The organism is Nocardioides ureilyticus, assembly GCF_051280745.1.
GTDB lineage: Bacteria > Actinomycetota > Actinomycetes > Propionibacteriales > Nocardioidaceae > Nocardioides.
The window spans coordinates 23,954-37,976 of the sequence record NZ_JBNCOG010000025.1 but is presented as its reverse complement, the minus strand read 5'-3'; the positions used below and the strand labels follow the sequence as shown (position 1 = coordinate 37,976).

Annotated in this window: 12 protein-coding genes; all 12 read left to right on the top strand. The window is 74.0% G+C overall.

All coding sequences use genetic code 11. From position 1 onward, the window contains the following. The first annotated feature begins 30 nt into the window (after positions 1-30). The 12 genes from ACSMHG_RS14215 (at position 31) to ACSMHG_RS14160 (ending at position 14,017) form a co-directional block, all read left to right on the top strand. Positions 31-627, top strand: a complete 597-nt coding sequence (locus ACSMHG_RS14215; RefSeq protein ID WP_435746209.1) for a PadR family transcriptional regulator — start codon at positions 31-33, stop codon at positions 625-627. Further along, positions 624-797 (top strand): hypothetical protein, encoded by a 174-nt coding sequence (locus ACSMHG_RS14210; RefSeq protein ID WP_435746207.1) that lies wholly within the window; start codon positions 624-626, stop codon positions 795-797. Before ACSMHG_RS14215 ends, ACSMHG_RS14210 begins: the two co-directional genes overlap by 4 nt. Further along, positions 794-1,516 carry an ABC transporter ATP-binding protein gene (locus ACSMHG_RS14205; RefSeq protein WP_435746205.1) on the top strand — a complete coding sequence of 241 codons (723 nt, stop codon included), beginning with the start codon at positions 794-796 and terminating at the stop codon, positions 1,514-1,516. The genes ACSMHG_RS14210 and ACSMHG_RS14205 overlap by 4 nt, the downstream gene beginning before the upstream one ends. Beyond that, entirely contained in the window at positions 1,513-4,146 is a 2,634-nt protein-coding gene (locus tag ACSMHG_RS14200) for an ABC transporter permease (protein ID WP_435746203.1), read from the top strand. The genes ACSMHG_RS14205 and ACSMHG_RS14200 overlap by 4 nt, the downstream gene beginning before the upstream one ends. Positions 4,147-4,222: 76 nt before the next feature. Further along, positions 4,223-4,882 (top strand): TetR/AcrR family transcriptional regulator, encoded by a 660-nt coding sequence (locus ACSMHG_RS14195; protein ID WP_435746201.1) that lies wholly within the window; start codon positions 4,223-4,225, stop codon positions 4,880-4,882. Continuing rightward, positions 4,879-5,679 carry a TIGR03084 family metal-binding protein gene (locus ACSMHG_RS14190; protein WP_435746200.1) on the top strand — a complete coding sequence of 267 codons (801 nt, stop codon included), beginning with the start codon at positions 4,879-4,881 and terminating at the stop codon, positions 5,677-5,679. The genes ACSMHG_RS14195 and ACSMHG_RS14190 overlap by 4 nt, the downstream gene beginning before the upstream one ends. Next, the gene (locus tag ACSMHG_RS14185) at positions 5,672-7,513 is read left to right on the top strand and encodes an acyclic terpene utilization AtuA family protein (RefSeq protein WP_435746198.1); all 1,842 of its coding nucleotides are present in this window, start codon (positions 5,672-5,674) and stop codon (positions 7,511-7,513) included. The genes ACSMHG_RS14190 and ACSMHG_RS14185 overlap by 8 nt, the downstream gene beginning before the upstream one ends. Continuing rightward, positions 7,510-8,688 (top strand): acyl-CoA dehydrogenase family protein, encoded by a 1,179-nt coding sequence (locus tag ACSMHG_RS14180; protein WP_435746196.1) that lies wholly within the window; start codon positions 7,510-7,512, stop codon positions 8,686-8,688. The genes ACSMHG_RS14185 and ACSMHG_RS14180 overlap by 4 nt, the downstream gene beginning before the upstream one ends. Further along, a complete protein-coding gene (locus tag ACSMHG_RS14175) occupies positions 8,685-9,182 on the top strand; it encodes an SRPBCC family protein (RefSeq protein WP_435746194.1) in 498 nt (165 codons plus the stop codon). Before ACSMHG_RS14180 ends, ACSMHG_RS14175 begins: the two co-directional genes overlap by 4 nt. A 41-nt stretch (positions 9,183-9,223) precedes the next feature. Continuing rightward, positions 9,224-10,777 carry an acyl-CoA carboxylase subunit beta gene (locus tag ACSMHG_RS14170; protein ID WP_435746235.1) on the top strand — a complete coding sequence of 518 codons (1,554 nt, stop codon included), beginning with the start codon at positions 9,224-9,226 and terminating at the stop codon, positions 10,775-10,777. An 88-nt stretch (positions 10,778-10,865) separates the two neighbouring features. Then, positions 10,866-12,836 carry an acetyl/propionyl/methylcrotonyl-CoA carboxylase subunit alpha gene (locus ACSMHG_RS14165; protein ID WP_435746192.1) on the top strand — a complete coding sequence of 657 codons (1,971 nt, stop codon included), beginning with the start codon at positions 10,866-10,868 and terminating at the stop codon, positions 12,834-12,836. Further along, complete coding sequence (locus ACSMHG_RS14160) at positions 12,833-14,017, top strand: acyl-CoA dehydrogenase family protein (protein WP_435746190.1); 1,185 nt, start codon at positions 12,833-12,835, stop codon at positions 14,015-14,017. Before ACSMHG_RS14165 ends, ACSMHG_RS14160 begins: the two co-directional genes overlap by 4 nt. Positions 14,018-14,023: the final 6 nt, after the last annotated feature.

Genomic DNA, 14,023 nt, shown 5'->3' with positions numbered 1-14,023 from the left:
CACTACGATCGAGGGCGCAGGGAGTCGACGATGTCGGTCAAGCAGGCGTTGCTGGCGCTGCTGGAGCAGGGGCCGATGTACGGCTACCAGCTGCGCAGCGAGTTCGAGCAGCGGACCGGGGCGACCTGGCCGCTGAACGTCGGGCAGGTCTACACGACCCTCACCCGGCTCGAGCGGGACGGACTCGTCGAGGGGGCGGGCGAGGACGGCGAGGGCCATGTCGTCTACCGGATCACCGACCCGGGGCGCGAGGAGGTGGCCGCCTGGTTCACCACGCCGGTGGCGCGCACCCAGCCGCCCCGCGACGAGCTGGCCATCAAGCTCGCCCTCGCGGTGACCGTCCCGGGCGTCGACGTCGGCGCGGTGATCCAGCAGCAGCGCAGCGCGACGATGACCGCGCTGCAGGACTACACCCGGCTCAAGCGCACCGGCCGCGCTGCCCGGCCCGCGGAGCCGGCCGACCTGGCCTGGAGCCTGGTCCTCGACTCGCTGGTCTTCGACGCCGAGGCCGAGGTCCGCTGGCTCGACCACTGCGAGGCGCGGCTGCGCCGGGCGGCGACCGAGGAGCGCGCCGCCGCGCACGCCGAGCCGGCCACCGGGCGCGCCGGTCAGGAGCAGCCCCGATGACCGCCCCCACGAGCGCCCCCACGAGCGCGCTCAGCGCGACCGACCACGGTCGGCTCCGCCGGGCCGAGGACGACTGGCTGCGCCAGAGCGCCGAACGCCTGCGCACCGCCGCCACGACCCGGCGCACGACGCGCCGCCCGCGCACCGACACCCCGGAGCAGCCCCGATGAGCGCCGTCCTCCACCTCGACCAGGTCACCCGGGTCCACGGTGAGGGCGAGACCGCCGTCCAGGCGCTGCGCAGCGTCTCCTTCACCGCCCACGCCGGCGAGCTGGTGGCCGTCATGGGGCCGTCCGGCTCCGGCAAGTCGACCCTGCTCACCCTGGCCGGCGGCCTCGACGAGCCGACCTCCGGGACGGTCTCCGTCGAGGGGGTCGACCTCGGTTCCCTGAGCGGGGCGGAGCGCGCCCGGATCCGGCGTACGTCGTTGGGCTACGTCTTCCAGGACTTCAACCTCGTCCCCGCCCTCACCGCCGCGGAGAACGTCGCCCTCCCGCGCGAGCTCGACGGCGAGCGCGGCCGGAGCGCGCGCCGGCACGCGCTTGCCGCGCTGGAGGAGGTCGGGATCGCCGACCTCGCCGACCGGTTCCCCGACGAGATGTCCGGCGGCCAGCAGCAGCGGGTCGCCATCGCCCGCGCGATCGTCGGCGACCGGCGGCTGGTGCTGGCCGACGAGCCGACCGGGGCGCTCGACACCGAGACCGGGGAGGAGATCCTCCGGCTGCTGCGGGCGCGGTGTGACGCGGGCGCGGCCGGGGTGCTGGTCACCCACGAGGCCCGGCACGCTGCCTGGGCCGACCGCGTCGTCTTCCTCCGCGACGGCGTGGTCGTCGACGAGACCGGGTCGGTGCCGGTCGACGCGCTGCTGGACGACGGGGCGTTGCGGTGAGGAACCTGCTGGGCGGCTGGGGGCTCCCCCTCCGCATGGCGCGGCGCGAGGCCGCGCGGGCCCGCGGGCGCAGCGTCCTGGTGCTGGTGATGATCGCCCTGCCGGTGCTCGGTGTCACCGCGGCCGACATCGTCCTCGCCACCCAGGACGTCGACACGGTGGAGTCGCTCGACCGTCGGCTGGGTGGTGCCGCGGCGAGCGTGACCGCGATGCGGGCCTCCGAGGTGGTGCAGGCGCCCAACCCCGACGAGTTCTCCTCGTGGGAGGGCGACGCCGAGCGGCGGGCCACCGAGGAGGAGGTCGCCGGGGCGCTCGGCGGAGCCAGGCTGGTGCCCTGGCGCCAGTCCTACGCGCTGGTCGCCACCGATCGCGGACGGACCGACGTTCAGACCCTCGAGATGGACCTGCGCGACCCGGTGGCCCGGGGCCTCGTCGAGCTCAGCGACGGGCGGCTGCCGGACGGCGACGGAGAGGTGGTCGTCAACGAGGCGCTCCTCGGCAAGGGGTACGCCGTCGGCGACCGCCTCGACCTGGCCGACGAGGACGCTGCCGACCCGGTGGTGGTCGGGGTGGTGGAGTCCGCCGAGGTGCGCTCGCGGCCGTTCGCGGCCGGCGCCGTGGGCACCTTCGAGAGTGCGGGGCGCAGCACGGGCGACCCCTCCTGGCTGGTCGCGGGCGGTGAGGTGACGTGGGAGGAGGTGCGCGCCCTCAACGAGCTCGGCGCGACGGCGCTCTCCCGTGCGGTGGTCCTCGACCCGCCCCCGCTGCCACCGGAGGCGGAGGAGTTCCGCTCGTCGAGGAGCAGCGACGAGGTCGCCTCGATCGCCCTGGTCGTCGTGATGGCGCTCCTCGAGGTGGTGCTCCTCGCCGGCCCGGCGTTCGCCGTCGGCGCGCGCCGCCAGTCCCGCAGCCTCGCACTCATCGCCGCGACCGGCGGGACCCCTGCGCAGGCGCGCCGCGTCGTCCTCGCGGGCGCGATGGTGCTCGGCTCGGTCGCCACGGCGCTCGGCGTCGTGCTCGGGATCGGCGCCGCGCGGCTCGCCGTACCCCTGCTGCAGCAGCGCTCGGACGACTGGTTCGGCCCCTTCGACGTGCCGTGGCTCCACCTGCTCGCCATCGCGGCGTTCGGCCTGCTCAGCGCGGTGCTCGCGGCGGCCGTCCCGGCCTGGATCGCCTCCCGGCAGGACGTCGTCGCCGTCCTCGCCGGCCGGCGCGGCGACCGGCGTCCCTCCCTGCGCTCACCCGCGCTCGGCGTGGCGCTCCTCGGCGGCGGCGTCGCCCTCGCGGCGTACGGCGCGCTCGGGACCGGCTCGAGCGAGGTGCTCATCGCCGGCGCCGCCGTGGTGGCGGTGCTCGGGATGATCCTGCTCGTCCCCGTGGTGCTGGTGCTGCTCGCGAAGGTGTCCGGCCGGCTGCCGCTCGTGCTGCGGTACGCCGTGCGCGACGCCGCCCGGCACCGCACGCGGACGGTCCCCGCGGTCGCCGCCGTCGCCGCGACCGTGGCCGGCGTGGTGGCGCTGGGCATCGCCACGTCGAGCGACGAGGCGCAGAGCCGGGCGACGTACACGCCGCAGCTGGCACTCGGCGCTGCGACGCTGACGTGGTACGGGCCCGATGCGGACTGGGCGGACGCCCGGTCGGTCCTCGAGCGCGAGCTGGGCTTCGACGGCGAGATCGAGCAGGTGCAGGGGCTGGTGCCCCGCGCCGACGACGCCACCGGCTGGCTCGACGTCCGTCTCACGGCGGTCGGCGAGGGACGTCTGCTCGACTCCTGGGGCTCCCGCCTCGGCTCCGACGTGGTCGTCGGCGCAGACGCCCTGGACCTCCTCGCGGAGGTGCCCGCCGCGGACCGGGACGCGGTCGACGCGGCGCTGGCGTCGGGGGCGCTCGTGGCGTACTCCAACCGCGGCCTCGAGGGCCGGCACCGGGTGGAGCTGCGCGCCCGCTCCCGCGACGGCGAGGGCCGGCGGGACGGCGCCGAGGTCCGCACGACGCTCGACGCGCTGGTGCTCCCCGCGGGGGTCAACTACTCCGGCCCCCAGGCGCTGCTCTCCGAGGAGACAGCCGGGAACCTGGGCCTGCCGGTGGGCACCGTCGGCCTCGCCGTCACCGGCGCCGACGTCACCGAGGAGCAGGAGGAGGCGGTCTCCGAGACCCTCGCCGGTGTCACCATGGACGCGGACTTCTACGTCGAGCGCGGCTTCCGGTCCAGCGACGAGGCGGCGATCATCCAGGCGGTGCTGGCCGCCCTGGGCGCGGTGCTGATGCTCGGCGGGACGCTGACCGCCACCTTCCTCGCGCTCTCCGACGCCCGCCCCGATCTCGCCACCCTCGCGGCGGTGGGCGCAGCGCCCCGGACGCGACGCGGCGTCGCGGCGGCGTACGCCGTCGTGGTCGGCGTCGTGGGCGCCGTCCTGGGTGCGGTGGTCGGCTTCGTGCCGGGCGTGGCGATCACCTACCCGTTGACCCGGACGACCTGGATGCCGGAGGGCTCGGGCGTGGCGGACCACTACCTCGACGTGCCGTGGCTCCTCGTCGGCGGCCTGGTCGTGGCGCTGCCGCTGCTGACCGCCGTCGTCGTGGGGCTGGCAGCCCGGTCCCGGCTGCCGCTGGTGGCCCGCCTGGACTGACGTGGTCGTCAGCGGCCACCATCCGAAGAAACAGTCACACTTGACTGTTTTGTGGCGTGGCCACCATGCTGGCCCGGTGACCACCCCGACCGGCACCACCCGCGTGCCGCAGGAGGAGCGGACCCGGGCGATGCGGGCCCGGCTGCTGGAGGCGACGGTCGAGCTGCTGGTCGAGCGCGGCTTCGGCGGTACGACGACCACGCTGGTCTCCGAGCGGGCCGGGGTGAGCCGCGGCGCCCAGCTGCACCACTTCCCGACCAAGAACGCCCTGGTCGTGGCGGCCGTCGAGCACCTGACGGAGGTCCGGGCCGCCGAGCTCGCCTCAGCGGCCGGCGACCTGCCGACCGGCCGCCGGCGCACCCGGGCCGTGCTCGAGATGCTCGGCGACCACTTCGCGAGCCCGGTCTTCGCCGCGGCGCTGGAGCTGTGGGTGGCCGCCCGCACCGACGAGGCGCTGCTCGCGGCGGTCGCGCCGCTGGAGCAGCGGGTCGGCCGCGAGACGCACCGGATGACCGTCGAGCTGCTGGGCGCCGACGAGTCGCGCGCCGGTGTGCGCGAGCTGGTGCAGGCCACGCTCGACCTGGTGCGCGGCCTCGGCCTCGCCAACACGATCACCGACGACGCGCGCCGGCGCCGGCGGATCCTCGACCAGTGGGCCGCCACCCTGGACGCGACCCTGCACGCCCCCGTCGATGCCGCCGTCGACGCCCCGGCACGGGAGGTAGCCGACCGATGACCACACTGGACCAGCTCCTCGACGACCTGCAGGAGGAGGGTGACCGGCTCCGCGCCCTCGTCGCCGGCCTCGACGCGGACGGGTGGGCCACCCCCACCCCCGCCGCCGGCTGGACCGTCGCCACCCAGGTCGCCCACCTCGCCTGGACCGACGAGGTCGCGGTGCTCGCGGCCGGCTCGGTCACCCCGGAGGGGAAGGTCGCCTGGGACGAGGTCGTCACCGGCGCCATGCAGGACCCCGAGGGCTTCGTCGACGCCGGCGCCCACGAGGTGGCCGCGCTGCCGCCGGCCGACCTGCTGGCCCGCTGGGACGCCGGGCGTACGGCGCTCGCCGAGGCGCTCCGCGCGTTCCCCGCCGGGCAGCGGCTGCCGTGGTTCGGGCCGCCCATGTCGCCCACGTCGATGGCCACCGCACGGTTCATGGAGACCTGGGCGCACGCGCTCGACGTGCACGAGGCGCTCGGGAGGGCGCCCGAGCCGACCGACCGGATCCGCCACGTGGCGCACCTCGGCGTGCGCACGCGGGGGTTCTCCTTCGCGACCCACGGGCTCGAGGTGCCGGCCGAGGAGCCGCGCGTCGAGCTGACCGCGCCCGGCGGGGAGACCTGGACGTGGGGGCCGGAGGAGGCGACGGAGAGCGTGACGGGCCCGGCGCACGACTTCTGCCTGCTCGTCACCCAGCGGGTCCACCGCGACGACACACGGCTGGTGGCCGTCGGCGAGGGAGCGGAGCGGTGGCTGGCCATCGCGCAGTGCTTCGCCGGGCCGCCCGGAGAGGGGAGGAGCCGTCGTGGGTGATCTCGACAAGCTCGATCAGCGAGGCGCGCTCGATCAGCGAGGCGCGCTCGATCAGCGAGGCGCGCTCGATCAGCGAGGCCCGCTGCGGATCGGCAACTGCTCCGGCTTCTACGGCGACCGGCTGAGCGCGATGCGCGAGATGCTCGAGGGTGGGCAGGACGGGCACGGGCTCGACGTCCTCACCGGCGACTACCTCGCCGAGCTGACCATGCTGATCCTCGGCAAGGACACGATGAAGGACCCGGGCCTCGGCTACGCCCGCACCTTCGTCCGCCAGCTCGAGGACTGCCTCGGCCTCGCGCTCGAGCGCGGGGTGAAGATCGTCAGCAACGCTGGCGGGCTCAACCCCGCCGGCCTCGCCGACAAGGTCCGCGAGGTCGCCCGCGGGCTGGGCCTCGACGTCGCCGTCGCCCACGTCGAGGGCGACGACCTGCGCCCGCTCGGCCGCTGGGAGGGGGCGCTGACCGCCAACGCCTACCTCGGCGGGTTCGGGATCGCCCGGGCGCTCGACGGCGGAGCCGACGTGGTCGTCACCGGCCGGGTCACCGACGCCAGCCTGGTCGTGGGCCCCGCGGCCGCGCACCACGGCTGGACCCCGGAGTCGTACGACGAGCTGGCCGGCGCCGTCGTCGCCGGCCACGTGCTCGAGTGCGGCACCCAGGCCACCGGCGGCAACTTCTCCGGATTCCGCCAGCTCATCGCCAGCGGCCGGATGGACCCCACCCTGCCGCTCGGGTTCCCGCTGGCCGAGGTGGCCGCGGACGGCTCGAGCGTCATCACCAAGCACGCCGGCACCGGCGGCGCGGTCACCGTCGACACCGTGACCGCGCAGCTGGTCTACGAGATCCAGTCCACCCGCTACCTCGGGCCCGACGTCACCACCCACCTGGACTCCATCCGGCTCGAGCAGGTGGGCGACGACCGCGTGGCCGTCACCGGCGTCCGCGGCGAGGCCCCGCCGGAGCTGCTCAAGGTCTGCGTCAACGAGCTCGGCGGCTACCGCAACACCGCGGAGCTGGTGCTCACCGGGCTCGAGGTCGAGGCCAAGGCCGACTGGGTCCGCGAGCAGCTCGCGCCCCGGCTCACCGCCGAGGACGTCACGTGGACCCGCACGGCGCTCCCCGCGCCCGACGCCGACACCGAGGAGGGGGCGTCCTGCCTCCTGCGGGTCACCGTCATGGACCGTGACGCGGGTCCGGTCGGCAAGGCCTTCACCGGGCCGGTCGTCGAGCTCGCGCTGGGCTCCTACCCGGGCTTCACCATGACCGGGCCGCCCGGCACGCCCACGCCGTACGGCGTCTACCGGCCCGAGTACGTCGAGCGCTCGGCCGTCACCCACACCGTCGTCCACGCCGACGGCCGGCGCGAGGTGGTCGCCGACCCGACGACGTTCGGGCCCAGCAGCAACGGGGCCGACGAGGCCGGCCGCCGCCCCTCGCCGTACCCGGCGCCCCGGGACTCCCTGACCCGCCGTGCCCCGCTCGGCAGCTTCGTCCACGCCCGCTCCGGCGACAAGGGCGGCGACGCCAACCTGGGGCTCTGGATCACCCACGAGGTCTCGACAGGCTCGACCGACGACGCCGAGCTGTACGACGCGCGCGTCACCTGGCTCTCGAAGCTGATCACGCCGCGCAAGGTCCGCGAGCTGGTCCCGGAGGCCGCCGACCTCGACGTCGAGGTCTACCTCCTGCCGCAGCTCGGCGCCGTGAACGTCGTCATCAAGGGCCTGCTCGGCCGCGGGGTGGCCGCCTCCACCCGCTTCGACCCGCAGGCGAAGGGGCTGGGCGAGTGGGTCCGCTCCCGCCTCGTCCACGTCCAGGGAGAGCTCCTGTGACTGCCACCCGCACGACCACCGAGACGGACACCGACCACCGCCGGGCGCTGACCGCGCTGGGAGCGGAGTTCACCCGCCGCGAGGTCGCGCCGCACCTGGCCGACTGGGAGGCCGCACGCGAGGTGCCACGCGAGCTGCACCGCAGCGCGGCCGGGCAGGGGCTGCTGGGCATCTCCTTCCCCGAGGAGCAGGGCGGCGAGGGCGGCGACCTGCTCGACACCATCGCCCTGCAGGAGGGGATGCTCGCCGAGGGCGCGTCCAGCGGGCTGCTGTCGGCGCTGTTCACCCACGGGATCGCGCTGCCGCACGTCTCCACCCACGGCACGGCGGACCTCGTCGACCGCTACGTCCGCCCGACGCTCGCCGGCGAGCTGATCGGCTCGCTGGCGATCACCGAGCCCGGCGGCGGCTCGGACGTCGGCAACCTGCGCACGTCGGCGCGGCTCGAACGTGGTGGGGCAGACGGCGACCACTACGTCGTCAACGGCGCGAAGACCTTCATCACCAGCGGCACCCGCGCCGACTTCGTCACCACCGCCGTCCGCACCGGCGGGGCGGGGGTGGGCGGCGTCAGCCTGCTCGTCGTCGACACCAGCACACCCGGCTTCTCGGTCGACCGCAAGCTGGAGAAGATGGGCTGGCACTGCTCCGACACCGCCGAGCTCTCCTACGTCGACGTCCGGGTGCCGGTCGCCAACCTGGTCGGCGAGGAGAACGCCGGCTTCTGGTACATCGCCGAGCAGTTCGTCGTCGAGCGGATGGCCCTCGCGGTCCACGCGTACGGCATCGCGGCCCGCTCCCTGGCCCTCACCAAGGCCTACTGCCAGCAGCGCGAGACCTTCGGCGAGCCACTGGTCAAGCGGCAGGTCGTGCGGCACAGGCTCGTCGAGATGCACCGCCAGGTCGAGGTCGCCCGGGCCTACACCCACGAGGTGGCCCGCCGGCACGTGGCCGGCGAGCAGGTCGTCGCCGAGGCCTGCCTGGCCAAGCAGACGGCGTGCGACGCGGCGACCTACGTCGTCGACGAGGCGGTCCAGCTCCACGGAGGCACGGGATACATGAACGGCACGGAGGTCGAGATGCACTACCGAGACGCGCGGATCCTGCCCATCGGGGGCGGGGCGACCGAGGTCCTCACCGACCTCGCGGCGAAGCTGCTGGGGTACACCGCATGAGCGGGCTGCTCAGCCGGGAGATGGGCGGCGAGGTGTCGCTGTGGATGGCGGCCCCGCCGGAGCGGGTCTGGGCGCTGGTCAGCGACGTGACCCGGATCGGTGAGTTCTCGCCGGAGACCTTCGAGGGCAAGTGGACCCGCGGGTCGACGGGCCCCGAGGTCGGCGCCTCGTTCGCCGGCCACGTCAAGCGCAACGGCGTCGGGCCGACGTACTGGACGCCGTGCCAGGTCACGAAGTGCGTCGAGGACGAGGCCTTCGAGTTCGCCGTCGGCAGCGACGCGGTGACGGTCAACAACTGGGGCTACCGGCTGCAGCCGGAGGCCGGGCCGGACGGGCGGCCGGGGACGCGCGTGACCGAGTACTTCCGGCTCGAGCCGCGCCTGCCGATGCGCCTCTACTGGCTGCTGCTCGGGCGCCTGCGCGGTCGCACCAACGAGCGCGGCATGCGCACCACGCTGGAGCGGATGAAGGCCGTCGTGGAGGCCGAGTCGTGAGCGCCGTGCCGTCGGCTGCGACGTCTCCGAACCGGGAGGCGATGCTCGAGAAGATCGCCGCCCTCGACGCCGAGCACGCCACGGCGGTCGCCGGAGGCGGCGAGCGGAGCGTCGACCGGCACCACGCCCGCGGCAAGCTGATGCCGCGCGAGCGGATCGAGCTGCTCGTCGACGAGGGCTCGGCCTTCCTCGAGCTCTCGCCGCTCGCGGGGTGGGGGTCTGACTTCACCGTCGGCGCGAGCGTGGTCACCGGCATCGGCGTCGTCGAGGGCGTCGAGTGCATGATCACCGCCAACGACCCGTCGGTGAAGGGCGGCGCGAGCAACCCGTGGACGGTCAAGAAGATCTTCCGCGCCGCGCAGATCGCCGAGGAGAACGGCCTGCCGACCATCTCCCTGGTGGAGTCCGGAGGCGCGGACCTGCCGACGCAGAAGGAGATCTTCATCCCCGGCGGCAAGCTCTTCCGCGACCTCACCCGCGCCAGCGCGCGCAAGGAGCCGACGATCGCGCTGGTCTTCGGCAACTCCACCGCGGGCGGCGCCTACGTGCCGGGCATGTCGGACTACACGGTGATGGTCAAGGAGCAGGCCAAGGTCTTCCTCGGCGGCCCTCCGCTGGTGAAGATGGCGACCGGCGAGGAGTCCGACGACGAGTCGCTCGGCGGCGCGGAGATGCACGCCCGCACCTCGGGACTCGCCGACTACCTCGCCGAGGACGAGCGCGACGCCATCCGGATCGGCCGCCGCATCGTGGCGCGGCTCAACTGGCGCAAGCCGTCCCGACCGGCCGAGCGCGGCTACGCCGAGCCCGACGCCGACCCCGACGAGCTGCTGGACCTGATCCCGGCCGACCTCAAGGAGCCGTTCGACCCGCGCGAGGTGATCGCGCGGCTCGTCGACGGCGTGGGTCCGACCAACGGCGTGGCGTTCGACGAGTTCAAGCCGCTCTACGGCACCTCGCTGGTGACCGGGTGGGCGCGGATCCACGGCCGCCCGATCGGCATCCTCGCCAACGCCCAGGGCGTGCTCTTCTCCGAGGAGGCGCAGAAGGCGACCCAGTTCATCCAGCTGGCCAACCAGGTCGACGTACCGCTGCTCTTCCTCCACAACACCACCGGCTACATGGTCGGCCAGGAGTACGAGCAGGGCGGGATCATCAAGCACGGCGCGATGATGATCAACGCGGTCTCCAACTCCCGCGTGCCCCACCTGAGCGTGATCATGGGCGCCTCCTACGGCGCCGGCAACTACGGCATGAACGGCCGCGCCTTCGACCCGCGCTTCCTCTTCACCTGGCCCTCGGCGAAGTCCGCGGTGATGGGCCCCGCCCAGCTCGCCGGCGTGCTCTCGATCGTCGCCCGGGCCGCCGCGGAGGCGAAGGGCAAGGAGTACGACGAGGCCGGCGACGCCGCGATGCGCGAGCTCGTCGAGGCCTCGGTCGAGGAGCAGAGCCTGCCGTTCTTCCTCTCCGGGATGCTCTACGACGACGGGGTGATCGACCCGCGCGACACCCGCACCGTGCTCGGCATCTGCCTGTCCGTCATCGAGAACAAGCCGATCGCCGGCACCGACCGATTCGGGGTGTTCCGTCCGTGATCTTCACCCCACGACGTTCTTCGCTCCCCCGCTGCGCTCCTCCGCGAACAACGCCGCGGGGACCCCGAAAGTCTCGGAGGCTCGTCCTGTGATCAGCAGACTCCTCGTCGCCAACCGTGCCGAGATCGCCAGCCGGGTCTTCCGCACCTGCCGCGAGCTCGGCATCGAGACCGTCGCCGTCCACTCCGACGCCGACGCAGACCTCCCGTTCGTCCGCGAGGCCGACGCCGCGATCCGGCTTCCGGGCACCAGCCCGACCGAGACCTACCTGCGCGCGGACCTCGTGCTGGAGGCAGCGCGGGCGGTCGGCGCCGACGCCGTCCACCCCGGCTACGGCTTCCTCTCCGAGAACGCAGATTTCGCCCGCGCCGTCATCGACGCCGGCCTGGTCTGGGTCGGCCCGTCGCCGGAGTCGATCGAGGCGATGGGCTCCAAGGTCGAGGCGAAGCGGCTGATGCGCAAGGCCGGGGTGCCGGTCCTCGAGGCGCCCGAGCAGCCGACCGAGGCGGACCTCCCGCTGCTGGTCAAGGCCTCCGCCGGTGGCGGTGGGCGCGGCATGCGCGTCGTCCGGTCGCTGGCCGACCTCGATGCCGAGGTGGAGAAGGCCCGCGCGGAGGCGGAGTCGGCGTTCGGCGACGGCACCGTCTTCGTCGAGCCGTACGTCGAGCGCGGCCGCCACGTCGAGGTCCAGGTCGTCGGCACGGGCGTCTTCGGCGACCGCGACTGCTCGCTGCAGCGGCGGCACCAGAAGGTGGTCGAGGAGGCGCCGGCGCCCGGCCTGTCGGACGACGTCCGGGCCGCGATGCACGAGGCCGCGCGGAAGGCCGCCGAGGCCGTCGACTACCGCGGTGCCGGGACCATCGAGTTCCTCTACGACCCGGTGACCGAGCGGTTCTGGTTCCTCGAGATGAACACCCGGCTCCAGGTCGAGCACCCGGTCACCGAGCTGGTGCACGGCGTCGACCTGGTCGAGCTGCAGATCAGGGCGGCCGAGGCGGACCCCTCGGTGGTCGAGCAGGGAGGAGCGCCGGCGACGACCGGCGGTCGAGACCACGCCCCCCAGGGCCACGCGATCGAGGTGCGCCTCTACGCCGAGGACCCGGCCGCGGACTACGCCCCACAGAGCGGCACCCTCACGACGTTCGAGGTCCCGGAGGCGCCGGGCATCCGGGTGGATGCCGGCTTCGAGTCCGGCTCGGAGGTCTCCACCCACTACGACGCGATGCTCGCGAAGGTCATCGCCCACGCGCCGAGCCGCGAGCAGGCGGCCCGCAAGCTGGCCGGCGTGCTGTCGCGCGCCCGCATCCACGGCCTGGTCACGAACCGGGAGCAGCTGGTGCAGGTGCTTCGAGACCCGCAGTTCCTGGCCGGCGAGGTGAGCACGGCGTTCCTCGCCGAGCGGCCCTTCGAGCGGCCGGCCGACGATCCCGGCTCCGCCGTGGCGGCCGCGCTGGCGCTCGCCGAGCAGGCGGGGGCAGCCCGCACCGTCCAGCGCGGCATCCCCGTCGGCTGGCGCAACGTCGTCTCGCAGCCGCAGCGCACCGAGCTCGAACGGGCGGGCGGTGAGCTCGAGACGGTCGAGTGGCTCGGTACTCGCGACGGCTTCACCGTGGACGGCTACGACGTGGTCCCTTCGACGAGCTCAGGACCACGCTCGACAGGCTCGACCAGCGACCGTGCGGCGGTCGTCCTGGAGCGCGACGGCGTGCGCACGACGTACCACGTGTCGGTCACGGGACTGCCCGGCCGCGAGGTGGTCGACGTCGACAGTCCGTGGGGTCACGCACGGTTCACGCGGGTGCCTCGCTTCGTCGACCCGGCCGACGCGGTGGCGAGCGGCAGCCTGCTCGCCCCGATGCCGGGGACGGTCGTGAAGGTGCTCGTCGAGGCGGGCGCCGAGGTCGAGGCCGGCGCTCCGGTGCTCGTGCTCGAGGCGATGAAGATGCAGCACACCGTGGCGGCGCCGACCGCCGGCACGGTCACCGAGCTCCCGGTCAGCCAGGGGCAGCAGGTCGCGGCGGGCGAGGTGCTCGCCGTCGTCGAGGAGGAGCAGGCATGACGCAGGTGGCGAGCACGGCAGCCCACGCCTTCACCGAGTCCGAGGAGCGCCAGGAGCTCCGGCGGCAGGTGTCGAAGCTGGCCGGCAAGTACGGCCGCGAGTGGTTCACCCAGAAGGCCCGGGCCGGTGAGAAGACCACGGACCTGTGGCTCGAGATCGGGCGCACCGGCTACCTCGGCATCAACATCCCCGAGGAGTACGGCGGCGGGGGCGGCGGCATCGGCGACATCGCCGCGGTCTGCGAGGAGCTGGCCGCCCAGGGTTGCCCGCTGCTGCTGATGGTCGTGAGCCCCGCGATCTGCGGCACGATCATCAGCCGCTACGGCACCGAGGACCAGAAGCAGCGCTGGCTGCCAGGGATCTGCGACGGCACGGGGACGATGGCGTTCGCGATCACCGAGCCCGACGCCGGCACCAACACCCACAACATCACCACCACCGCGCGCCGCGACGGTGACGGCTGGGTGCTCAAGGGCCAGAAGATCTGGATCTCAGGGGTGGACGAGGCCTCGCACGTGCTCGTCGTCGCCCGTACCGAGGACGCCAGGACCGGCAAGCTCAAGCCCTGCCTCTTCGTCGTGCCGACCGACGCCGAGGGGTTCGAGGCCACGGCGATCCCGATGGAGATCGTCTCGCCCGAGCAGCAGTTCCAGGTCTTCATCGACGACGTGCGGCTGCCCGACGACGCGCTGGTCGGTGACGAGAACGGCGGGCTCGTGCAGCTCTTCGCCGGGCTCAACCCCGAGCGGATCATGGCCGCCGCCTTCGCCCTCGGGCTGGCCCGGCACGCCCTGGACCGCGCGGTGTCCTACGCCAAGGAGCGCACCGTCTTCAAGGACGCCATCGGCTCCCACCAGGCGATCGCGCACCCGCTGGCGAAGTCGCACATCGAGATCGAGCTGGCCCGGCTGATGAACCAGAAGGCCGCGGCCCTCTTCGACGCCGGGGACGATATGGCGGCCGGCGAGGCCGCCAACATGGTCAAGTACGCCGCCGGCGAGGCCGTCTGCAACGCCGTCGACGCGGCCGTGCAGACCCACGGCGGCAACGGGATCAGCCAGGAGTACGGCATCGCCGGACTGCTGGTCGCCTCGCGGGTCACCCGCATCGCACCGGTGAGCCGCGAGATGATCCTGAACTACGTGGCCATGCACTCGCTGGGGCTGCCGAAGTCCTACTGACCGGCC